The organism is Roseateles sp. P5_D6, assembly GCF_054049415.1.
Window position 1 is genome coordinate 245,684 of sequence record NZ_JBFUMK010000002.1, and the last position, 22,221, is coordinate 267,904.

Genomic DNA, 22,221 nt, shown 5'->3' on the forward strand with positions numbered 1-22,221 from the left:
ACAACACCCGTGGTGGCGACGGTAGCGAGGTTTCTGTGCAGGCTCATGAGCGCGCAGCGGTCGTGAAGTCGCGGCAGCGACGGGCCGGAACTAAAACCAGTGGTCTGCAGGCCAGGGTCGATGCCGAGGCTCCTCATCGGTAGTACCAGTTCGCCGAATGGAACAGCACTGGCGCCGCAAAGCACAGCACCGCGATGCGGTCGAGCAGGCCGACGGCGCCGGTGATGGAGCTGCGGTTGCCCCAGTACAGCACGCCGGCGTCCTTCTTCAGGGCCTTCATGACCAGGCCGCCAAAGCCCGCAGCACCGGCGGTCAGGAAGGCCATGGCCAGCGCCTGGCCGGCCTTGAACGGCGTGATCCAGTACAGCAGCAGGCCCGCCAGGGCGCCGGTGCAGGTGCCGATCCACCACGCCCGCATCGAGAAGCTGCGGCTGATCTGCCGGGCCACCGGGCGGCGGCGCATCGCGCGGGTGGCGATCTCCTGCGCGATCTGCGAGGCCGCCACGACCATGACCAGGAAGAACAGCAGGAAGGCGCCGCGGCCGGTATTGCCCGGAATATCCAGCAGCAGCAGCGCCGGCGCGTGCGACAGGCCGTAGACGCAGACCATGACGCCCCACTGGATCTTGGCGTTGCGCTCCAGGAAGCGCCGCGGGTCGCCCGCCAACGCGCTGACGATGGGCAGCACGAGGAAGCCGTAGACGGGCAGGAAGACGGTGAACAGGTCGAAGAAGCGCGTGCCGCAGATCATGTACTGGATGGGCAGCAGCACGAAGAAGGCGACGATGAGGGTGCGGTGATCGCTGCGCTCGGTGTGCACGAGGGTGATGAACTCGCGCAGCGCCAGGAAGGAGAACAGCGCGAACAGCAGCGTCGCGCCGAGCGGCCCGGAAATCCACGCCACCCAGAACATGCAGCCGCCGATCCAGGCGGCGCGCAGGTCGCGGCGCACGCGCTCCCAGGCGAGCTGGGACTTCAGGCGTTCATCCTCGCTTTCGCGCTCGCGCAGCGAATTCAGGAACAGCCCGATCGTCAGCAGCATCAGGAAGCCGAACAGCACGACGAAGAGCAGCGCCACCTGCTCGCTGGGCGTCAAGGCCTTGAGCCAGCGCATCAGTGGCCCTCCTCTTCGCGGCCGACCCAGTAGGGGTCGGGCCGCTGCTCCATGACGGCCTCGCGGGCACGGCACAGGAAGTCGGCCTTGCTCTCACCGGCCTGCAGCTGGATGGGGGCACCGAAGGTCACCGTGCACAGGATGGGCACGGGCACGACCTCGCCCTTGGGCATGACGCGCTGCACGTTGTCGATCCAGGTCGGGATCAGTTGCACATGCGGGAATTGCTCGGCGAGGTGGTAGATGCCGGACTTGAAGGGCTGCGGGTTGCCCTTGTTGGACCGCGTGCCCTCGGGAAAGATGACCAGCGAGTCGCCGTTGGCCAGTGCCTCGACGAGGGGCTCCAGCGGGTCCTCGTCGGGCTTGCTGCGCGTACGGCTGACGTAGATGGCGTTGAAGACCGAGGTGGTCAGCCAGCGCTTGAGGGCACTGGTCGTCCAGTAGTCGCGGGCGGCGATGGCGCGCGTGGTGGCGCGCAGATCATGCGGGAAGGCAGCCCAGATCAGGACGAGATCGAAGTGACTCTGGTGGTTGGCGATGTAGATGCGCTGCTCCGCCGTCGGCGGGCAGCCCTTCCAGTGGCCCTGAGCCCCCGTGATGAGGCGGGCAATGAAGGAGAGCAACTGGCCGGTGAAAGCGGCTGGCGTCATGGGGCGGGATTATCGGGGCCCGCCCCCGCGCCAGCCCGTGAGGACTTACCAGTCGTCGCTGCCGCCGCCACCGCCACCCAAATCGCCGCCGCCGGCGTCGCCACCGCCCCAACCGTCGCCGCTGCCGAAGTCGACGTCACGGCGGCTCAGTTCGTCGGCGGCGCTGCTGGAGCCACCGGAATCAAAGCTGCCGGGGATCAGGCCGCCGCTGGTATCGGTGTCACGCGGAACGCTGCGTTCGTCATGGCCACCATGGAGCAGCTTCTCGGCCAGCATGCCGGCGGCAACGCCACCCGCTACGCCAAGACCAACGCCGAGCATGCCGGGGCCGCCCGAGCCAGGCGCCTGCATGCCGCCAGGCCCATAACCAGCGCCATAGCCGCCCGCGCCATAACCACCCGCCATGGCCGGCTGCTGGCTCTGCGCGGCGGTGCGGTTGCGCATCCAGCGCATGGCCAGCCAGATGAAGATGACGGCACCACCGATCAGCAGCCAGAGGGACACGCCACCACCGCTCTCGCTGCGCTCGACCGGTGCGGCGCGCATCGGCGGTGCCGCATTGACGGCAGTCGGCGCGACGGACTTCGCCACCCCGGCCTGCTCACGCTGCAGCAACTGTTCGAAGGCATTGAACTTGGCGGCGTCGGCGAACTTGATGGCAGGGTCCAGCGCGCGAGCGCGGCGCGTGTGCTCGGCGGCTTCAGGGAACTGGCGCTGGTGGGCCAGGATCTCGGCCAGCACGTAATGGGCGCGCGGGCTGTCGGGCTTGGCCGCAACAACCTCGCGCATCATCTTCTCCGCGCCGGCGTAGTCGCCACGCTGAGCAGCGGCCTGCACCTCGTCGACGTTAGGCAGCGCCTGGGCGTTGCCCAGCCAGAGCGTGCCTAGCAGGGCCATGCACAGCAGCAGGAATCGGGGGAATTTCATCGCAACACTCCTCAAACCATCACCCACCCGCCACGCGCGTGGGAAGACGGCAGTTTGCGCCCCTGATCTGGCGACGAGCCGTGCGGTTTCAAGGCTTTACCTGTAGGACTAGAACCAATAGTCCGCCACGCAGCGCCCGTCGCGCGGCAGGTCGTCAAAGGTATCCAACCCGTCGAAGTGATCGATCGGGATGCTCGCCACCACATCGGGCTCGGCCAGGCGCAGGTTCACGGCAATGCGGCGGCGCCCGTCGGCTTCCAGCCTCAGCCCGCGCCAATGCGTCACGCAGCCGCAGGTCGGGCAGAAATGGAATTCCAACGCCTTGCCGCGCACATAGGCCTGCGTAGAGCCGGTGATGTAGATGCCTTCGTCCACGTAGTCGTAGGCCCAAAGCGTGCCATAGCGACGACACGCTGTGCAGTTGCAGGCGGTTGCGCCGTCAGGCTGGCCGTCGAAACGCCAGCGTACGCTGCCGCACAGGCAGGAACCTTCGATCATGTCCGCACCTTTTCTGGCCACACAGCGGCCGCGTAGACCGGGTCGATGTAGATCTGGCCGCCGAACAGGAACTCCTGGCCGCCGACCTGGGCGAAACCGAAGCGCTCGTAGAAGGCCACGGCGCGCACATTGCGATCGTAGACGCCCAGCCACAGGGTCTGCGCCCCGCGCCGGCGCGCCACGGCATGCACCTCATGCATCAGCGCCGCGCCCAGGCCGCGGCCGATGAAGCCCTCGCCGAGATAGATGCGCCAGAGATGGATGGGGTCGGGGCCCGTCACGCAATCGGGCGCAGGCTCGACCTTGACGATGGCGTAGCCGGCGAGCTGCTCGTCCACCCAGGCCAGCAGCACCGTGCAGGTGGTGTCCAGGATGACGCCAGCCATGACCTCGGGCTGGAAGTGCTCGGCGACATAGTCGGCGATCTCCTGCGCGTCGCTGAGGTCACGGTAGGTGTCGGCGAAGGCCTGGGCGCCGAAGGCCGCGAGCGCGGCAGCGTCCTCAGGCGTGGCGTGGCGGATTTGTGGCGGGCTGTACATGCGTGGACCGCATGTTCGCATCCCGAGGCTTCAAATCTGCTCGTAGTGCAGCACCGTCGGGAACGGGTCATAGAAGTGGTGCAGCAACCGGCGCCATTCCTGGTAGCCCTCGGACTTGCGAAAGCCTACCTCGTGGTGCTCGACGCTCTCCCAGCGCACCAGCAGCATGTAGTGATCGGCGCGCTCCAGGCAGCGCTGCAGCTCATGGCCCAGGTAGCCGGGCATGGACGAGATGATTCCCTGCGCGACGGCAAAGGCCCTCTCGAACTCAGCGCCCTGACCAGGCCGCACCTGAAGCTGCGCGATCTCCAGGATCATGCTCAGGCCGCCTGCGCAACGACCTCGGGCTGGCGGGCTGCAGCCTGCATCATCTGCGCCGCCTTCTCGCCGATCATCATGGCCGGTGCGTTGGTGTTGCCGCTGATCAGCGTGGGCATGATGGACGCATCCACCACGCGCAGGCTTTGCAGGCCGTGCACACGCAGCTCGGCGTCCACCACGGCCATCGCGTCCGTGCCCATCTTGCAGCTGCCCACGGGGTGGTAGATGGTGTCGGCGCGCTGGCGCAGCAAGGCTTCGATGTCGGCGTCGGAGTGCGTCTCGGTGCTCCACATCTCGGTGCGCCAGTGCGCGCGCAGCGCCGGCTGGTGCAGAAGCTCGCGCGTGAGCTTGAAGCCGGCCACCATCTGCGCCATGTCGTCGGCATGCTGGAAGAAGCCTGGGTCGATCAGCGGCGCGGTGCCGGCGTCGCGACCAGCCAGCCTGACGGTGCCGCGGCTCTGCGGGCGCAGCAGGCACACGTGGCAGGACATGCCGTGCCCCAGGCGCATCTTGCGCGCGTGGTCTTCCACGGCGGCGACGACGAAGTGCAGCTGGATGTTCGGCCGCGCCTGCGCGGCACTGGTGCGCAGGAAGCCACCGCCTTCGGCGAAATTGCTGGTCAGCATGCCGCGGCGCTCGGCGCGGTAGCGCTGGACGGCGCGCCAGAAAGCGAACCCGCCGCGCAGCGACAGGCCAAAGGTGTCGAGGCTGCTGCTGCGCAGGCCGAACACGAAGTCCGGGTGGTCCTGCAGGTTGGCACCCACGCCGGGCAGGTGGTGCAGCACGGCGATGCCCTGCGCCTGCAGTTGCGCCGCATCGCCCACGCCGGACAGCATCAGCAGCTGCGGCGACTGGATGGCGCCGGCCGCCAGCACGACCTCGCGCCTGGCCTGCAGCCGACGCAACACGCCGCCCACCTTCACCTCCACGCCCACCGCGCGGCGGCCGTCGAACAGGATGCGCTGAACTTGCGCCTGCACGGTCACGCGCAGGTTGGGCCGGCCGAGGTGCGGGCGCAGGTAGGCGCGGGCCGCACTGCAACGCTCGCCGCGGTCCTGCGTGACCTGGTAGATGCCAACGCCTTCCTGCGTTTCGCCATTGAAGTCGGCGTTGATGACGTGGCCCGCCTCTCGCCCGGCGGCCACCCAGGCCGCCTGCAGCGGGTTGTCAGTGCGCAGCTGGCTGACCTTCAACGGCCCATCGCGGCCATGCAGCGGGGCGCCGAAGGTGTCGTTGCCCTCGCTCCTGATGAAGTGGGGCAGTACATCGCTCCAGCCCCAGCCGGGGTTGCCGAGCGCGGCCCAGTGGTCGTAGTCCTCGCGCTGGCCGCGGATGTAGACCATCGCGTTGATGCCCGACGAGCCACCGAGCATCTTGCCGCGCGGCACATAGCCGCGGCGGCCATTCAGGCCCGGCTGCGGCACCGTCTCGAAGGCGTAGTTGTGCAGCTTGCTGGGCACCATCAGCACGGCACCCGTGGGCACCGTCCCCAGCCAGTTGCTGACGTCGGCACCGGCTTCCAGCACCAACACCTGGGTGCCGGGGTCTTCGCTCAGCCGGCCGGCGAGCGCCGAGCCGGATGAGCCACCGCCGATGACGATGACGTCGTGGGTCTCGTCGAAAGCTTGAGGGTCGTTCATGGTCAGGCGATGCGTCGCAGCAGCGAAAGGAGTTTCTCGAAGGTGGCACCGTAAGGCGGCTGGAACAGCTTGGTGCCGGCGAAGCGCGACTGGATGAACAGCGGCTTCTCCTTGCTGAAGGTACGGAAGCCCCACTCACCGTGATACGAGCCCATGCCACTGGCGCCGACGCCACCGAAGGGTTGCTCCTCCTGGCCCAGATGCCACAGGCAGTCGTTGATGGTCACGCCGCCGGCATGGGTTTCGCGCATGACGTGGTCGCGCGCAGCGCTGTCGGTGCCGAACCAGTAGAGCGCCAGCGGGCGATCACCGCGGTTGATGTGGGCCAGGGCTTCGTCGACCTTGTCGTAGCCGACGATGGGCAGCAGCGGGCCGAAGATTTCTTCCTGCATGACGGTCGCCTCGGCCGGCACGTCCAGCAGCAGGGCCGGCACCAGGCGGCGGTCCTGTTGCGGATCGGGCTGCTCGTCATGGCTGCGCAGCACGCGGGCGCCGCGCTCGGCGGCGTCGGTGAGCAGGCCTTGCAGCCGCGCGTGGTGGCGCGGCGTGGCGATGCTGGTGTAGTCGGCATTGCCGGCGATGCGCGGGTACATGCGGCGCATCTCGGCCAGGATCTTCTGGCTCAGCGGCTCGACCATCTCCTTGGGCACCAGCAGGTAGTCGGGCGCGACGCAGGTCTGGCCGGCGTTGAAGAGCTTGCCGAAGGCCAGGCGCGACGCGGTCAGGTCGAGGTTGCAGCTGCGGTCGACGACGGCCGGCGACTTGCCACCGAGCTCCAGCGTCACCGGCGTCAGGTTCCTGGCCGCGGCCTGGGCCACGTGGCGGCCCACGGCGGTGGAGCCGGTGAAGAACAGGTGGTCGAAGGGCAGCGTCGTGAAGGCCTTGCCCACTTCGGCGTCACCGGTGATGACCTGCATCTCTTCGGGCTTGAAGTATTCGGCGACGAGGCGGGCCATCAACTCGGAAGTGGCCGGCGTCAGCTCGGACGGCTTGATCAGCACGCGGTTGCCGGCGGCCAGCGCCGCGACGGCCGGCTCCATCGCCAGGTAGTAGGGGTAGTTCCAGGGCGACACGATGCCCACGACACCCAGCGGTTGGCGCATCAGCACATTGCGGCCGGGCAGGAAGTGCAGCGGCGTGGCGACGCGCCGGGTCTTCATCCAGCGGCGCAGATGCTTGATAGCGTGGCGGGCGCCGGACTCGACGGTGAAGATGTCGGCCAGCAGCGATTCCTGGCGGGCGCGATGGCCGAAGTCCTGGGCCATGGCGCTAGCGATCGCCTCGCCGTGCTGGCGCGTCATCTTGAGCAGCCGTTGCAGGCGGTCACGGCGCACCTCGTACGAGGGCATGCGGTCGGCCTCGTAGGCGCGGCGCTGCGCCGTCAGCGCCAGATGCAGGCGCTCCTGCAGGGCGGTGTCCATGGGCATGTCTCCGGTTCTCGATCTAGTGCGTCGAGGCTAACCGCAAGACGGGCCCCCACCATCGGGGGAGGCCCTGGACTAGAGGCGCGCGTCTAGTCCCCGAGGTGACACGGGCATTTCATGGGATTTGCGGGCCGAGCGCTGGGCCGCTCCCGAGCCGGCCCGCCTTGGCGATGTGCTTGCCGGTCAATCCGGCAAGCATCGCCGTCCCCTCGGGGGACCGGCCAAGGTACTCCTTGGACGAGGGGCTCTTTAATGGCGGAAATGGCGTACGCCTGTGACCACCATGGCGATGCCGCGCTCGTTGGCGGCAGCGATGACTTCGTCGTCGCGCATGGAGCCACCCGGCTGGATGACGCAGCTCGCGCCCGCGTCGGCCAGCACGTCCAGGCCGTCGCGGAAGGGGAAGAAAGCATCGCTGGCCACGGCCGAGCCCTGCAGGCTCAAGGACGCATGCTGGGCCTTGATGGAGGCGATGCGGGCCGAGTCGAGGCGGCTCATCTGGCCGGCGCCGACACCCAGCGTCATGCCGCCGCCGCAGAAGACGATGGCATTGCTCTTCACGTACTGGGCCACGGTCCAGGCGAACATCAGGTCGTCGAGCTGCTGGGCCGTGGGCTGCAGCGTCGTGACGACCTTGAGGTCTTCCTTCTTCAGGAAGTGGTTGTCGGACGTCTGCAGCAGCAGGCCCGAGCCGACGCGCTTGCTGTCGCCCGCGTTGCGGCCCTGGTCCCAGGGGCGTGGGCCGCCCGGCGGCAGCGCGATCTGCATGAGGCGCACATTGGCCTTGGCCTTGAAGATCTCCAGCGCCTCGGCGCTGAAGCTGGGAGCCATCAGCACTTCGACGAACTGCTTGGCGACGAGCTGGGCCGCCGCGCCGTCCACTTCGCGGTTGAAGGCGATGATGCCGCCAAAAGCGCTGGTCGGGTCGGTCTTGAAGGCCTTGCTGTAGGCCTCAGCCGCAGAGGCTGCGACGGCCACGCCGCAGGGGTTGGCGTGCTTGACGATGACGCAGGCGGGCGTGTCGAAGCTCTTTACGCATTCCCAGGCCGCATCGGCATCGGCGATGTTGTTGTACGAGAGTTCCTTGCCCTGCAGCTGCTTGCCGGTGACCAGCGACCCAGGTGCCGGGAACAGGTCGCGATAGAGGGCCGCACTCTGGTGCGAGTTCTCACCGTAGCGCAGGTCCTGCACCTTGACGAAGGTGGCGTTCATCTGCGCTGGGTACTCGGTCTTGCTGCCGTCTTCCTGCAACGCGGACAAGTAGTTGCTGATGGCCGCGTCGTACTGGGCGATGCGGTTGAAGGCGGCCACCGAGCAGGCGAAGCGTGTCTTGTCGCTGGTCTTGCCGTAGGCCTTCAGCTCGTCGAGCACGCCGGCGTACTGGGCCGCGTCGGTCAGCACCGTCACGTCCTTCCAGTTCTTGGCCGCGCTGCGCACCATGGCCGGGCCGCCGATGTCGATGTTCTCGATGGCGTCTTCCAGCGTGCAGCCGGGCTTGGCCACGGTCGCCTCGAAGGGGTAGAGGTTGACGGCCAGGATGTCGATGCGCGTGATGCCGTGCTTCTCCATCGCCGCGACATGCTCGGGCGTGTCACCACGGGCCAGCAGGCCGCCGTGGATCTTGGGATGCAGCGTCTTCACGCGGCCGTCCATCATCTCGGGGAAGCCGGTGTGCTCGGCCACCTCCGTCACCGGCAGGCCGGCGTCGGCCAGCAGCTTGGCCGTGCCGCCGGTGGACAGCAGCTTGGCGCCCAGAGCGTGCAACTCTTTGGCGAATTCAAGGATGCCGGTCTTGTCGGAGACCGAGAGCAGTGCAGTGAGTTGGGTCATATTCTTGATCAGTTGGGGTCGGAGCTTGTCGCTGCGCTCGAAGGTCCAACCCGCAAAGCATGTTCAGTTGAGGTCGGAGCTTTTCGCTTTGCTCAAAGGTCCAACCCGCAAAGTCTTATAGATTGTGATCGGTCAGCTTGCGGCGCAGCGTGTTGCGGTTGATGCCCAGCCATTGCGCGGCCTTGCTCTGGTTGCCGCCGGCTTCACGCATGACGATCTCGAACAGTGGTTTCTCGACCAGCTTGACCAGCATCTCGTGCATCGAATGCGGCTCCTGGCCGTCGAGGTCACGAAAAAAGGCTTCGAGGTTGTCGCGCACACAGGCGTCGATGGGGTTGGGCGTGGTGTTCTTCTGGGCACTCATGACAGGGCGCGAATGGGTTTCAGGCGGCACAGGCTTCGTCGGCCTGTGCGTCTTCGTCGTTGGCGGCCGCGACGGTGGGCGGCAGCCGGTCGTGGGTCTGGCCGAGTTCATCGAACCAGTCACGCAGAGCCTGCAACTGCAGGTCGCAGCTCTCGAGCGTATTCATGTGCTGGCGGAAGGCTTCGCCGCCGGGCAGGCCGCGCACGGCCCAACCGATGTGCTTGCGCGCACTGCGCATGCCGCTGAGCGCACCGTACAGGCCGTAGTGGTCGTGCAGATGCTCGGTCAGCCAGTCGCGTGCTTCAAGCACGGTGGGCGCGGCTAGGTGTTCGCCTGTCGCCAGAAAGTGGGCCACCTCGCGAAAGATCCAGGGCCGCCCCTGGGCGGCACGGCCGATCATCAAGGCGTTGGCGCCCGTGTAGGCGAGCACGTCGCGCGCCTTCTCGGGCGAGTCGATGTCGCCGTTGGCGACGACGGGAATAGTCAGCGCTGTCTTCACGGCGGCAATGGTGTCGTACTCGGCCAGGCCCTTGTAGCCCTGCTCGCGCGTGCGGCCGTGGATGGTCAGCATCGCGATGCCGGCCGACTCGAACAAGCGGGCCAGGCGCAGCGCATTGCGCTCATCGGCGCTCCAGCCGGTGCGCATCTTCAGCGTGACGGGCACGCCGCCAGTGACGCCACTTTTGGCACACACCGCGACGACGGCCTCGACGATCTCCAGCGCGAGCGCTTCGTTGCGCATCAGTGCCGAGCCCGCCCATTTGTTGCAGACCTTCTTGGCCGGGCAGCCCATGTTGATGTCGATGATCTGGGCGCCGCGGTCGATGTTGTAGGCCGCGGCTTCGGCCATCATGACCGCGTCGGTGCCGGCAATCTGCACGGCAATGGGCCCCGGCTCACCGCTGTGGTCGGCCCGGCGTGAGGTCTTGAGGCTGCCCCACAGCTCCTTGCGCGACGTGACCATCTCGCTGACCGCATAGCCCGCACCCAGGCGGCGGCAGAGCTGGCGGAAGGGCCGGTCCGTCACCCCTGCCATCGGCGCCACGAAGAGCCGGTTGGGGAGAAGGTGGGGGCCGATTTGCACGAGAGGGTCTGCTTAAAAAAGAGGCGAGATTGTAGCCACCCGCCCGCACCGACAATGACCGCCATGGAAGCCTGGCTCGGTCAATTCATCAGCGAGCTGCTCGCCGCCCTGGCTCTGCCCCAGGTCGGGCTGGTGGCCGTCTTCGTCATCACTTTCGTCTCGGCCACCCTGCTGCCGCTAGGCTCGGAGCCGGCCGTCTACCTGGTCGTCAAGGCGGACCCGAGCATGTTCTGGGCCGTCATTGCGGTGGCCACGATCGGCAACACGCTGGGCGGCATGACGAGTTGGTGGATAGGCTACGGCGCCGAGAAGGCGGTCGAGGCGGTGAAGCATCACGAGCCCTCGCACTCACGTGCGATGCGCTGGCTGCAGCGCTTCGGCCCCAAGGCCTGCCTGATGAGCTGGCTGCCCATCGTCGGCGACCCGCTCTGCGCCGTGGCCGGCTGGCTCAAGCTGCCGTTCTGGCCCTGCGTGGGCTGGATGGCGCTGGGCAAGTTCCTGCGTTTTTTGCTCTACACCGTGGCTTTGATTTGGCTGATTCCGGAGACCTGGTTGTCATGACGCTGCCCCTCGCCCAATCTCGCCCGGCTGAACGCGGACGAGCCCGGTCGGTCTTGCAGACCGCGCAGCCGACGGAGCGGCTGCCCTTCGGTAGGCACCACAAGTCCACAGGACTTGCCGTGTCCGGCCTCAGCCCCCGCGGGGACGGCGATGCTGGCGGCATCGAGCCGCCAGCACATCGCCAGCGCGGGCCGGCTCGGGAGCGGCCCAGCGCTCGGCCCGCAAGTTCCAATATCCCACTACGTGGATTGACATGACCTCTGCCTACCAAGATTTGGCCACGCGCCAGCAGCGCCTGCACCACCTCGGCCACCTGCAGGCCATCGCGCAATGGGACCAGGCCGCCAACATGCCGGCCAAGGGCAACGAGGCGCGCAGCCTGGCCCTGGCCGAGATGGACGGCTTGCTGCACCAACTGGCCACCGACCCGGCCCTGCCCGGCCTGCTGGAGGCTGCCGACGCCGAGCCGCTGGACGAGGGCCAGCGCGCCAACCTGCGCGAGATCCGCCGCGTCTGGCGCGCCGCGAACGCGCTGCCGCAGGCGCTGGTGGAAGCCAAGAGCCTGGCCAACAACCGCTGCGAACACGCCTGGCGCAGCCAGCGTCCGGCCAACGACTGGACCGGCTTCGCGCCGAACCTGCGCGAGGTGCTGAAGATTGCGCGTCAGGAAGCTGAAGCGCTGTCGCAGAGCGCTGGCCTGTCCAGGTACGACGCGCTGCTCGACAACTACGAGCCGGGCATGCGCAGTGCCGACGTCGAGGCGGCCTTTGCACCGCTGCGCGGCTGGCTACCGGGCTTGATCCGCGACGTGACGGCCAAGCAGGCCGGTGAGACCGTTATCCAGCCCGTCGGCCCCTTCCCCACGGCGGCTCAGAAGGCCCTCGGCCTGGACGCGATGAAGCTGATGGGCTTCGACTTCGCGGCCGGCCGCCTGGACGAAAGTACCCACCCCTTCTGCGGCGGCGTGCCCGAGGACGTGCGCATGACGACGCGCTATCGCGAGGATGACTTCCTGCCCAGCCTGATGGGCACCATCCACGAGACGGGCCATGGCCGCTACGAGCAGAACCTGCCGCGCGACCTGCTCGGCCAGCCAGTGGGCCGGGCGCGCTCCATGGGCATCCACGAGAGCCAGAGCCTGTCCTTCGAGATGCAGCTCGGCAGCCACCCGGCCTTCGCCGGCCTGCTGTCACCGCTGCTGGTGAAGCATTTCGGCGACCAACCGGCCTTCGAGCCCAGCAATCTGAACAAGCTGCTGACGCGCGTGAAGCCCGGGTTCATCCGTGTCGATGCCGACGAGGTGACCTACCCCGCGCATATCCTGCTGCGCTTCGACATCGAGCGCGCCCTCATCGAAGGCCAGGCCGAGGTGGACGACATCCCGGCGCTGTGGGACGCCAAGATGGCCGAGCTGCTCGCCCTGGACACGCGCGGCAATTTCAAGGACGGCCCCATGCAGGACGTGCACTGGCCCGCCGGCCTGTTTGGCTACTTCCCCTGCTACACGCTCGGCGCCATGTACGCGGCGCAGTGGTTTGCGGCGATGCGGTCCCAGCGCCCCGACCTGGATGCGCAGATTGCCCGCGGCGAGCTGGGCACGGTGTTCGACTGGTTGTCCACCCATGTCTGGCAGACGGCCAGCCGCTATGAGACACCCGAACTGGTGCGGCGCGCCAGCGGCGAGGCCTTGAACCCGGCGCATTTCGAGGCCCATCTGCGCAGCCGCTATCTCGGCAGCTGAATTCAAGCAAAGACAGACAGCTTGTCGACAGCTTGCGCTGGGGTGTGGGAACAAAAAAAGGGCCGCTCCTGCGGGAGCGGCCCAATCAGTTTCAACAACGATCTCTCTCTCTTCAATCCACTGCGCTTCCCCGGCCCCCCGGCCTTCTCCGCGCGTGGCGCCCGGTTTGTGGAGTCCCGGACTGGGCCGCTGCAACGCGAACAGCGACCGTGATTGCATTCTGAGCACATGCCGCCGGCCTCGCATCCCCGCAAGCCAAGGGGGCGCGCGATGCGGCGTGACGAGCGTCACAGCAACAGCGCCAATCGCTCCAGGATGAGCACGCCGAAGAAGGCCAAACCGGCCACCAGCGTCCATTTCATGATCATCAGCCCAAGCCGCCGCCAGCGCGCTTGGCCGGTGGCGATGGAAAAGGCGAAGCACAAGACAGCCGAGAACAGCAGCAGGCCGACGACGAGGCGGGCAATCAGCATGTAAACGCTCTCATCACCATGCTGGTGCAAGCTCGGCGAAGCCCTTGGGCGCTGCGCGCTCGTCGTCGAAACTGACGATCTCGTAGGCGGCCTCGTCGGCCAGCAGCGCGCGCAGCAGCCTGTTGTTCAGCGCATGGCCACCCTTGAAGGAGGTGTACGCCGCCAGCAGCGGCATGCCGGCGACCTGCATGTCACCGATGGCATCCAGGATCTTGTGCTTGACGAACTCGTCGTCATAGCGAAGGCCGTCGGCGTTCAGCACCTTGTAGTCGTCGACGACGATGGCGTTGTCCATGGAGCCGCCCAGCGTCAGGCCGCGCGAGCGCATCAGGTCGATGTCGGCCGTCATGCCGAAGGTGCGTGCGCGGGCGATCTCCTTCTTGTAGGTGCCCGAGCCCATGTCGAAGACGAAGCTGCTGCCGGTGGCGGCCACGGCCGGGTTGTCGAACTCGATCTCGAAGCTCAGTGTGTAGCCGTGATGCGGCTCCAGCCGGGCCCACATCAGCTTCTTGCCCTCGCCGTGGCGCACTTCGATGGGCTTCTTCACGCGCAGGAAGCGCTTGGGCGCGTCCTGCATGACGATGCCGGCCGACTGCAGCAGGAAGACGAAGCTCGCCGCGGAGCCATCCAACACCGGCACCTCGTCGGCGTTGATGTCGATGATGAGGTTGTCCAGGCCCAGGCCCGCGCAGGCGGACAGCAGATGCTCGATGGTCTGCACCTTGGGCGCGCCCGGGTCGCCGCCAGGGCTGATGGTGGTGGCCATGCGCGTGTCGCTGACCGACGTCACACCGACCGGGATGTCGACCGGTGGGCAGAGGTCGACGCGGCGGAAGACGATACCGGTGTCAGCCGGCGCTGGGCGCAATGTCAGCTCGACCTTCTGGCCGCTGTGGATGCCGACGCCGACGGCGCGTGTGATCGACTTCAGGGTGCGTTGCTTGACCATGGGGTCAATTGTCCAAGATCAGACCTCGCCTTTGCGCTCCACGGGCAATCTGAGCGACAGGCGCGTGCCCATGCCGGGCTGGGAGTCGATGCGCAGCTTGCCGCCCAGGCGCTGGGCGCGCTTGATCTGGCTCTTCAGGCCGCGGCCGTGCTGAATGCTCTGCAGGTCGAAGCCGGCGCCATCGTCCTCGACGCGGATCTCAACATAGCTGCCGTGGTGGCGCGTCACCATGCGCACGCGGCTGGCCTGGGCATGCTTGAGCACGTTGTTCAGTGCCTCCTGCATCAGGCGCAGCACATGCAGCGCGTCGGGCGGCTCCAGCCAGGCCAGGGGCGGCAGGTCCTGCACGTCCCAGTCAAGCTTGAGGCCGCCGATCTGCAGCCTTTTTCCCAGGCGGTAGCGCATCGTCGCCAGCAGCGAGACGAGGTCGTGGCCGACCGGCTCCAGCGAGTCGATGACCAGGCGCAGGTCGTCCACGCATTCGCGCAGCACCTCCACGCACTGCTCGTGCGACATGCTGCCCTGCTCCATCGCCACCAGCGCCGACAGCAGCGAGGAGCCGAGGCCGTCATGCATGTCGGCCATGATGCGCTGACGCTCCAGCAGCAGGGCCTGCTGGCGCTCGGCCTCGCGCAGCTGCGCGTTCTGCGCATGCAGCACCGAGACCTGCTCGTCCAGGTCCTCCTGCAGCTGGCTGTTCTCGGCCTGGACCTGCTCGACGGCACCGACATAGCGGCGCTGCACCGCATGCAGGAAGCTGAGCATGACGGCCAACGTCGCGAACGGCATCAGGAAGAAGTGTTCGGGCCAGGCCCAGCCGGCCAGCACGGCGAGGTCGTGGCCGCCGATGACGACGCCGATGACCAGCGCCACGGCCATGATGCGCAGCTCGGTGCGGCGCTCCCGCCAGGCCAGGAAAGCCACCCAGGCCGTGCCGATGGCGGCGACGCCGGCCGTGACGGCGTACTGCATGACGACCATGTCGAGCTGGCGCAGCCACAGCGGCATGCTGAGCAGGCTCACCAACGTCACGCTGGCGGTCAACGCCCACTCCAGCCACAGGATGCGCCGGCTCGCAAAGCGCAGCGCGAACAACAGCGCCGTCAGCATGACCCAGCCCATGGATGCGTGTGTGGCCCACCAGAACCAGTCCTGCCCCGCCGGCGAAGCCGGCAGGCTGACGTAATAGTGCAGGTTGCGCACCATCCATGCGGCGGCACCGAGGGCAAACAGCCCATAGATGGCCTCGGGGCGGCGCAACCACAGCGTCAGCGCGAACAGCCCTAGCACCGCCAGCGTCAGGCTGACGGCCTGGGGCAGGCCGTTCTGGGCGCGCACCCGCCACAGCCAGCGTCTTTCCAGCTGATCGCGCGGGGCGATCCAGATGCGTGACACCGCGTGATAGCTGCCCGCCGGCACCGGCAGAGCGACGACTACGTCCAGCCCCTGGGCACCGATGCCGGGCAAGGGCAGCCACAGGGGCTGCACCCATTGCTCGCGCTCGGCATGCTGGTTGTCCAGCAGGGCCTGCCAGCCTTTGTCGGTGCGGGCCAGCACCGCGGCCGACAACGTGACCAGACGCGGCAGATACAAGGCCATGGCTTCGTCCCGCCCGCCCGGTACGTGAAGTCGGTACCAGCGCATCTCGTAGCCCCGCGCATCGCTGACCATGGCCGCGCCGGGGCGTGAGCGCACGTCAGGCATCGCCACGGGCTTCCAGGCCGCTTCGTCCTCGGGAGGCAGCAGTTCAGGCGGCAGCTCGAGATGGTCGCCGCCGGCCACCGTGTGGTGGCGCAGTGCGGTCCACCAGACGTCGAGCTGGTCGCGCGTCCAGGCGGTGGTGGCAAGCTCAGCGGGGGCCGCGTCATCGCTCCCGGCCCGTGCGCTGGGTTGGGGCAATCGCTGTGCCTGTAACGGCAGACAGGCCAGCAAGGCCAGCAGCAGCAGGCCGCGGCGCCATAGCAGGCCCAACTCAAGCATCCCTATGATTTCTTCTAGGCGTTGACATGGGGCGCGAGCATGCCACAGGGGCTGGCCGCGCCCCAACCGCCGCAGCACCGCTGGGCGGCGGGTGGCGACCGTTCAGCCGCCGGCAGGCAGACTCTTGCGGGCGGCCTCGCGGAGTTCGCTGGACAGCGCGGTGTCGCCGCCGACAGCGCGTGACAGCAACAGCGCCCCCACCAGCGTGGACAGCATGGCCAGCGCCTGCTCGCGTTGCTCGGGCGCCGAGTCGGCCGGCATCTGTTCCTGCAGCGTTGCCACGAGGTTGGCGACGCCCTCCGCAAACACCTCCCGCACGGCCGGCCCGCCACGCGCAGCATCACCCGCCAGCGCGACCAGGCCGCAGCCGGCACCGATATGGTCACGGTGAGCGTCGGACAGATAGGCCTTGACCCAGGCCTGCAGGCTGCGGTCGGACTGCGTCTTCCACTGCTCGCGGTTGGCCTGCAGCGCGCGCCGCGTCGCCTGGGCAGCCAAGTCGTCCTTGGACTCGAAGTGGCCATAGAAGCCGCCACGCGTCAGGCCGGCGGCCTGCATCAGGTCGTTCAGGCCGATGCCATCGAAGCCGCGCTCGCGAAACAGCTGGGCGGCGTTGTCGAGGATGCGTTCGCGGTTCTCTTCGGCCTGGGCGCGGCTGACCTTCATCGCGGTCTCCTGGGGTCTTTGTGTGGGCGGGCTTGACGCATTTTATATGTTGACCGACATTTATATCAATCATGTCGTTCGACATGAATAAGCAGATCGAGAAGGAATTGCCACCATGAGGCTCAAGAACGCCATCGTCTTCATCACCGGCGCCAACCGCGGCCTGGGCCGCGCCTTTGCCCAGGCCGCGCTGGCCGCGGGCGCCGCCAAGGTCTATGCCGCCGCGCGTGACCCGGCCTCCATCGACCTGCCCGGCGTCGTGCCCGTCGCGCTGGACGTGACCGACCCTACCCAGGTGGCCGCCGCGGCTGCGCAATGTACGGATGTGACGCTGCTGATCAACAACGCGGGCATCTCGCAGCAGGCCGGCGTGCTCGACGCGGATGCCATCGCAACGGCGCGCCGCCATCTGGACACCAACTTCTTCGGCGTCTGGGCGCTGACCCAGGCCTTCGCGCCGGTGCTGCAGGCCAACGGCGGCGGCGCGGTGCTGAATGTGCTGTCCGTGCTGAGCTGGGTGACGGTGCCGGGCCTGACGCCCTACAGCGCCAGCAAGGCCGCCGCCTGGGCGCTGAGCAATGGGCTGCGCAGCGAGCTGAAGGCCCAGGGCACGCAGCTGACCGGCCTGCATGTGGGCTATATGGACACCGACATGACGCGTGGCCTGGACGCGCCCAAGTCTGCGCCGGCCGATGTCGCTCGCCTGGCCCTGGCCGAGCTGGAAGCCGGCGCCTTCGAGGTGTTGGCTGACGACATCAGCCGCCAGGTCAAGCAGAGCCTGTCCACGGCCGCGCCAGCTTACGCGGGCTGAGCCCCGAACTCAGGAGAACGCCATGCTCGCCTCCCCTGCCCTTGCCGCGCCTTTCACGGCCCATGACGACGGCCACCTCGCAGCGGCCCGCCATGCCTTCTCGGCGCCCGAGCGCGTGCCGCTGACGGCCGAGGAGCGCGCTGCGCTGGCTGGCCACGCCGAACCGCCGCTGCGCCACGAAGGCCTGAAGCTCGCGCGCTGGACGCTGGGCGTCGGCCCACGCGTTGTCCTCGTCCACGGCTGGAACAGCCGCGGCGCCCATCTGCTCGGCTTCGCCCGGCCCCTGGTCGAGGCCGGCTTCTCGGTCACCCTTTTCGATCTACCCGCCCATGGCGACTCGACCGGTCATGCGGCCAGCGTCGTGCATGCCGGCCGCGCACTGCGCGCCGTGGTGGCCGACATCGGCAAGGAGGTGCACGGCGTCATCGGCCATTCGATGGGCTCGGCCGCCGCGCTGCTCGCGTTTGCCCACGGCTGGCGAGTCGGGCGCAGCGTGCACCTGGCCGGCCCCTCCTCGCTGTCGCCCATGGTCAAGGGCCTGGCCGCCGCTCAAGGCCTGGGCCCGGCGGATGCGGCCGCATTTGCGGGCTGGGTGGAACGCTTCATCGGCACGCGCATCACCTATGTGGACCTGGAGCGGCTGCAGCATGGCCTGCGCCATCCCGGGCTGATCGTCCACGACCCGGAGGATCGCACCGTGCCTTTCGCTGCATCCGAGGCGCTGCATGCGGCTTGGGCTGGCTCGCATCTGCAGCGCGTGAGCGGGCTTGGCCATCGCCGTCTGCTGGCGGATGCCGACGTCATCGCGCGCAGCATTGCCTTCATTGCCGAAGGAGCCAGTCAATGAGCGCCGTGCCCCGCCCCTGGCTGCTGACGCTGGCCGCGCTGTCAGCGCTGGCGACGCTGTCCACCAACATCCTGCTGCCGTCTCTGCCCGTGATGGCGCAGGCCCTGGGGTCGAGTGAGGCGGCCATGACGGCGGTGCTCAGCCTCTTCCTCGCCGTGTTCGCGCTGGCCCAACTCATCGTCGGCCCGCTGTCGGACCGCATCGGCCGCCGGCCCGTGGTGCTGGGCGGCTTGGCCGTCTTCATCGTGGGCAGCGTGGTTTGTGCTTTGGCGAGCGATCTGCCGTTGCTGCTGTTCGGCCGCGCGCTTCAGGCCGTCGGCGTCGCCGCCGCGTCGGTGCTGGCACGCGCCGCCGCGCGGGACCGTTTCGAAGGCCCGCAACTCGCTGCGCTGCTCGGCCGCATCATGGTCGTCATGGCCGCCGCGCCGGGCTTCTCGCCGCTGCTGGGTGGTCTTGTACAGGCCGCCTGGGGCTGGCGGGCGCTGTTTGTCGTGCTGGTGCTGGCAGGGCTGGCGCTGGCGGCGGCCTATGTCGGCATCGTCGGCGAGACGCTGCCGGCCGAGAGACGGCGACGCCAGCCGGCCAGCGCGCTGGCACGCGGCTACGTCGTGCTGCTGGGTGATGCGCGCTTCATGCGCCCGGCACTCGCCACCGCCGCCATCCTCGGCGCGCTGTTTGCGTTCTTCGGCACCGCGCCGCTGGTGCTGGCGCGCGACTTCGGCTTCAGCGCGCTGCAGGTCGGGCTGTTCTTTGCCACGTCCGTGTTCGTCGTCTTCGCAGCAGGGCAGACCGCGCCGCGCTGGGCCGCGCGCTGGGGTGGCCCCACCGTGCTGCGCATTGGCGCAGCGCTGGCAACACTCGGCGGCCTGACGATGCTTGTCGCGAGTGGAGCCGGTCTCGCGGGCTTTGCCGTCGCGGTGGGCATCTTCCTGTTCGGCATGGGGCTGGTCTCACCCACTGGCACCGCACTGGCGTTGACGCCATTTGCATCGCAGGCCGGCCAGGCCTCCGCGCTGCTGGGCTTCCTGCAGATGGCGGCAGCGGCACTGCTGACAACGGCTGCCGCGACGTTGCCCGGTGCGCGCATGGATGCCTTGGCCCTGGTGCTGGCGGGAGGCGGTTTGCTGGCCCTGCTTTCTGGCGCCGCAAAGCTGGCCGCGGCGGTAGTACGCGCGTCCTGACAAAGCAAAAGGGCGAGCCTCACGGCTCGCCCTTCTTAGGATCAGCGACTGATCAGTCTGCCTGCTTGCGCAGGAAGGCCGGAATCTCGATCTCGTCCATGCCGTTGGACGACAGGGCCTCGACCTTGGCCGCAGCACTGCCCGAGCGGCCATGGCGCCAGACGCTGGGCACATTGGCGTTCGCAAAGTCACCCAGGCCGAGGCCGACATTGGCCTGCTGGCCCGTGGCCGGCGTGGCCATGGCCACGGCCTGCGTCAGCACGGGCATGCCGTCGGTACCGTTGCGCACCACCTGCTGGGTCTGCACGACCTGCAGCGGCGCCTGCTGGCGGGCGCGGCCGGCCGTCAGGCCGGTGGCGATGACGGTCACGCGCAGCGCGTCGCCCAGACTCTCGTCGTAGGCGGTGCCGAAGATGACGTGCGCTTCATCCGAGGCGTAGCGCTTGATCGCGTTCATCGCGTTGCGCGACTCGCTGAGCTTGAAGTTGCTGCGGCCCGCGGCGATCAGCACCAGCACGCCACGCGCACCGGAGAGGTCGATGCCTTCCAGCAGCGGGCAGGCCACGGCCGCTTCGGCGGCCTTGGCGGCGCGGTCCGGGCCGGTGGCTTGCGCCGTGCCCATCATGGCCTTGCCCGGCTCGCTCATCACCGTCTTGACGTCTTCGAAGTCGACGTTGACCAGGCCGGGAATGTGGATGATGTCGGAAATGCCGCCAACGGCGTTCTTCAGCACGTCATTGGCATGCGCGAAGGCCTGATCCTGCGTGACGTCGTCGCCCAGCACATCGAGCAGCTTGTCGTTGAGCACGACGATCAGCGAGTCGACATTGGCTTCGAGCTCGGCGAGGCCGGCATCAGCCGCCTTGGCGCGCCGGCCGCCTTCGAAATCGAAGGGTTTGGTGACGACACCGACCGTCAGGATGCCCATTTCCTTGGCAACCCGGGCAATCACCGGTGCAGCACCGGTGCCGGTACCGCCGCCCATACCGGCGGTGATGAACAGCATATTGGCGCCGGCGATGGATTCGCGAATGCGGTTTTCGGCTTCTTCAGCCGCCGCCCTGCCCATTTCGGGTTTCGCGCCGGCACCGAGACCGGAGGTGCCGAGTTGCAGCAGCTGGTCGGCCTTGGACCGGTTCAGTGCCTGCGCGTCGGTATTCGCGCAGATGAATTCCACGCCCTGAACGCCCTGGGCGATCATGTGGTCCACGGCGTTGCCGCCGCCACCACCGACCCCGATCACCTTGATTTGGGTGCCTTGGTCAAACTCTTCGATCATCTCGATGGGCATATCGATCTCCTAACTGCTGCAATTGTGCCGTGGCACTCAATGGATGACTAGTTGCTGAAACAAATTTTTCGTGGCTATTGTTGGTTTTGGGGGGTCAAAAATTCCCCATGAACCAATCCTTGACCCGTCCGAGCAGGGTTTGCACCGAACCGGCCTGCTGTGCGGCCTTGAAACCCCGGCTGCGCGACAGCCGGGCCTCCTCCAGCAGGCCCATGACGGTCGCCGATCGGGGGTTGGCAACCATGTCGTAAAGGGCCCCCGAATAGGTGGGCAGGCCGCGGCGGACGGGTTTCAGGAAAATATCCTCGGCGAGTTCCACCATGCCCGGCATGACGGCCGATCCACCGGTCAACACGATGCCGGAGGACAGCAATTCCTCATACCCGCTCTCACGAATGACCTGATGCACCAGGGAAAAGATTTCCTCGACGCGCGGCTCGATGACGCCGGCTAGCGCCTGCTTGGACAGCATCCTGGGGCTGCGGTCGCCCAGGCCCGGCACTTCCACCTGGTCGGAGGGGTCGGCCAGCAGCTGCTTGGCGACGCCATATTCGACCTTGATTTCCTCGGCGTCCTTGGTCGGCGTGCGCAGCGCCATCGCGATATCGCTGGTGATCAAGTCGCCCGCGATGGGGATGACGGCGGTATGGCGGATCGAGCCGCCGGTGAATATCGCCACATCGGTCGTGCCGGCGCCAATATCGACCAGCGCAACCCCCAGGTCGCGTTCGTCGGCGGTCAGGGCGGCATGGCTGGAGGCGCTCGGGTTCAAAACCAGCTGATCCACTTCCAAACCGCAGCGCCGCACACATTTGACAATGTTTTCGGCCGCGCTCTGTGCGCCGGTCACGATATGAACCTTGACCTCCAGCCGGCCACCGCTCATGCCGACGGGCTCCTTCACCTCATGGCCGTCAATGACAAATTCCTGCGGCTCGACCAGCAGCAGGCGCTGGTCGTTGGGAATATTGATGGCCTTGGCGGTTTCGACGACGCGGGTCACATCGACCGGCGTGACCTCCTTGTCGCGCACGATGACCATGCCGGTGGAGTTCTGGCCGCGGATATGGCTGCCCGTAATCCCCGTGTAAACCCTAGATATTTTGCAGTCGGCCATCATTTCGGCCTCTTTCAAGGCCTGCTGGATGGACTGGACGGTGGCGTCGATATTGACGACGACGCCGCGCTTCAAGCCATGCGACGGCGCCACCCCCAGGCCGGCAATGCGCAAATCCCCCCCCGGCAAAACCTCGGCCACGACGGCCATGATCTTGGCGGTTCCAATATCCAGCCCGACGACCAAATCCTTGTATTCCTTGGCCATGTCCGT

At 67.7% G+C, this 22,221-nt stretch carries 22 protein-coding genes; 5 read left to right on the forward strand and 17 right to left on the reverse strand.

Translation table 11 applies throughout. From position 1 onward, the window contains the following. Nucleotides 1-133: 133 nt before the first annotated feature. From ACXJKM_RS03175 to dusB, 11 genes are all read right to left on the reverse strand, one after another. Nucleotides 134-1,114 (reverse strand): phosphatidate cytidylyltransferase, encoded by a 981-nt coding sequence (locus tag ACXJKM_RS03175; RefSeq protein ID WP_457350185.1) that lies wholly within the window; start codon nucleotides 1,112-1,114, stop codon nucleotides 134-136. Then, nucleotides 1,114-1,764, reverse strand: a complete 651-nt coding sequence (locus ACXJKM_RS03180; protein WP_056202975.1) for a lysophospholipid acyltransferase family protein — start codon at nucleotides 1,762-1,764, stop codon at nucleotides 1,114-1,116. Before ACXJKM_RS03180 ends, ACXJKM_RS03175 begins: the two co-directional genes overlap by 1 nt. Before the next feature lie 45 nt (nucleotides 1,765-1,809). Further along, nucleotides 1,810-2,691 carry a tetratricopeptide repeat protein gene (locus ACXJKM_RS03185; protein ID WP_457350187.1) on the reverse strand — a complete coding sequence of 294 codons (882 nt, stop codon included), beginning with the start codon at nucleotides 2,689-2,691 and terminating at the stop codon, nucleotides 1,810-1,812. A gap of 108 nt (nucleotides 2,692-2,799) precedes the next feature. Further along, nucleotides 2,800-3,189 (reverse strand): GFA family protein, encoded by a 390-nt coding sequence (locus ACXJKM_RS03190; RefSeq protein ID WP_457324200.1) that lies wholly within the window; start codon nucleotides 3,187-3,189, stop codon nucleotides 2,800-2,802. Then, complete coding sequence (locus tag ACXJKM_RS03195) at nucleotides 3,186-3,728, reverse strand: GNAT family N-acetyltransferase (RefSeq protein ID WP_457350189.1); 543 nt, start codon at nucleotides 3,726-3,728, stop codon at nucleotides 3,186-3,188. Before ACXJKM_RS03195 ends, ACXJKM_RS03190 begins: the two co-directional genes overlap by 4 nt. Before the next feature lie 30 nt (nucleotides 3,729-3,758). Then, nucleotides 3,759-4,046 (reverse strand): antibiotic biosynthesis monooxygenase family protein, encoded by a 288-nt coding sequence (locus tag ACXJKM_RS03200; protein WP_457350191.1) that lies wholly within the window; start codon nucleotides 4,044-4,046, stop codon nucleotides 3,759-3,761. A 2-nt stretch (nucleotides 4,047-4,048) separates the two neighbouring features. Then, nucleotides 4,049-5,689: a GMC family oxidoreductase gene (locus ACXJKM_RS03205; RefSeq protein ID WP_457350193.1), complete on the reverse strand. Its 1,641-nt coding sequence runs from the start codon at nucleotides 5,687-5,689 to the stop codon at nucleotides 4,049-4,051. A 2-nt stretch (nucleotides 5,690-5,691) separates the two neighbouring features. Next, nucleotides 5,692-7,110, reverse strand: a complete 1,419-nt coding sequence (locus tag ACXJKM_RS03210; RefSeq protein WP_457350195.1) for a coniferyl aldehyde dehydrogenase — start codon at nucleotides 7,108-7,110, stop codon at nucleotides 5,692-5,694. 252 nt (nucleotides 7,111-7,362) lie between these two features. After that, nucleotides 7,363-8,943, reverse strand: a complete 1,581-nt coding sequence (gene purH, locus ACXJKM_RS03215) for a bifunctional phosphoribosylaminoimidazolecarboxamide formyltransferase/IMP cyclohydrolase (protein WP_457350197.1) — start codon at nucleotides 8,941-8,943, stop codon at nucleotides 7,363-7,365. 115 nt (nucleotides 8,944-9,058) lie between these two features. Continuing rightward, complete coding sequence (locus ACXJKM_RS03220; protein WP_056202949.1) at nucleotides 9,059-9,307, reverse strand: helix-turn-helix domain-containing protein; 249 nt, start codon at nucleotides 9,305-9,307, stop codon at nucleotides 9,059-9,061. A gap of 19 nt (nucleotides 9,308-9,326) precedes the next feature. After that, nucleotides 9,327-10,391 carry a tRNA dihydrouridine synthase DusB gene (gene dusB, locus ACXJKM_RS03225; RefSeq protein ID WP_457350199.1) on the reverse strand — a complete coding sequence of 355 codons (1,065 nt, stop codon included), beginning with the start codon at nucleotides 10,389-10,391 and terminating at the stop codon, nucleotides 9,327-9,329. Between the two features lie 63 nt (nucleotides 10,392-10,454). Here dusB and ACXJKM_RS03230 point away from each other — a divergent pair, with 63 nt between their 5' ends. Further along, entirely contained in the window at nucleotides 10,455-10,952 is a 498-nt protein-coding gene (locus tag ACXJKM_RS03230; protein ID WP_457350201.1) for a YqaA family protein, read from the forward strand. Between the two features lie 253 nt (nucleotides 10,953-11,205). Beyond that, nucleotides 11,206-12,693, forward strand: a complete 1,488-nt coding sequence (locus ACXJKM_RS03235) for a carboxypeptidase M32 (protein ID WP_457350203.1) — start codon at nucleotides 11,206-11,208, stop codon at nucleotides 12,691-12,693. Nucleotides 12,694-12,980: 287 nt separating this feature from the next. Here the strand turns inward: ACXJKM_RS03235 and ACXJKM_RS03240 are convergent, their stop codons facing one another. The 4 genes from ACXJKM_RS03240 to ACXJKM_RS03255 form a co-directional block, all read right to left on the reverse strand. Continuing rightward, nucleotides 12,981-13,166 carry a hypothetical protein gene (locus ACXJKM_RS03240; RefSeq protein WP_056202941.1) on the reverse strand — a complete coding sequence of 62 codons (186 nt, stop codon included), beginning with the start codon at nucleotides 13,164-13,166 and terminating at the stop codon, nucleotides 12,981-12,983. Nucleotides 13,167-13,179: 13 nt separating this feature from the next. Continuing rightward, nucleotides 13,180-14,115, reverse strand: coding sequence for a UDP-3-O-acyl-N-acetylglucosamine deacetylase (gene lpxC / locus ACXJKM_RS03245; protein ID WP_457350205.1), 936 nt, complete (start codon nucleotides 14,113-14,115; stop codon nucleotides 13,180-13,182). An 18-nt stretch (nucleotides 14,116-14,133) separates the two neighbouring features. Beyond that, on the reverse strand, nucleotides 14,134-16,095 hold the full coding sequence (locus ACXJKM_RS03250) for a sensor histidine kinase (RefSeq protein ID WP_457350207.1): 1,962 nt from the start codon (nucleotides 16,093-16,095) through the stop codon (nucleotides 14,134-14,136). 102 nt (nucleotides 16,096-16,197) lie between these two features. Then, nucleotides 16,198-16,761 carry a TetR/AcrR family transcriptional regulator gene (locus ACXJKM_RS03255; protein ID WP_056202931.1) on the reverse strand — a complete coding sequence of 188 codons (564 nt, stop codon included), beginning with the start codon at nucleotides 16,759-16,761 and terminating at the stop codon, nucleotides 16,198-16,200. A gap of 115 nt (nucleotides 16,762-16,876) precedes the next feature. Between ACXJKM_RS03255 and ACXJKM_RS03260 the strand changes: the two genes are divergently transcribed. From ACXJKM_RS03260 to ACXJKM_RS03270, 3 genes are read left to right on the forward strand one after another with little or no spacing between them, the layout of a single operon-like run. Further along, entirely contained in the window at nucleotides 16,877-17,572 is a 696-nt protein-coding gene (locus ACXJKM_RS03260) for an SDR family oxidoreductase (protein ID WP_457350209.1), read from the forward strand. Between the two features lie 22 nt (nucleotides 17,573-17,594). Next, nucleotides 17,595-18,419 carry an alpha/beta fold hydrolase gene (locus ACXJKM_RS03265; RefSeq protein WP_056202924.1) on the forward strand — a complete coding sequence of 275 codons (825 nt, stop codon included), beginning with the start codon at nucleotides 17,595-17,597 and terminating at the stop codon, nucleotides 18,417-18,419. Next, complete coding sequence (locus tag ACXJKM_RS03270) at nucleotides 18,416-19,600, forward strand: Bcr/CflA family efflux MFS transporter (RefSeq protein WP_457350211.1); 1,185 nt, start codon at nucleotides 18,416-18,418, stop codon at nucleotides 19,598-19,600. Before ACXJKM_RS03265 ends, ACXJKM_RS03270 begins: the two co-directional genes overlap by 4 nt. A gap of 52 nt (nucleotides 19,601-19,652) precedes the next feature. On the opposite strand, the gene ftsZ is transcribed toward ACXJKM_RS03270, so the two are convergent. Then, nucleotides 19,653-20,891, reverse strand: coding sequence for a cell division protein FtsZ (gene ftsZ, locus ACXJKM_RS03275; RefSeq protein WP_457350213.1), 1,239 nt, complete (start codon nucleotides 20,889-20,891; stop codon nucleotides 19,653-19,655). Nucleotides 20,892-20,985: 94 nt separating this feature from the next. Next, complete coding sequence (gene ftsA, locus ACXJKM_RS03280) at nucleotides 20,986-22,215, reverse strand: cell division protein FtsA (RefSeq protein ID WP_056202917.1); 1,230 nt, start codon at nucleotides 22,213-22,215, stop codon at nucleotides 20,986-20,988. Between the last annotated feature and the right edge of the window lie 6 nt (nucleotides 22,216-22,221).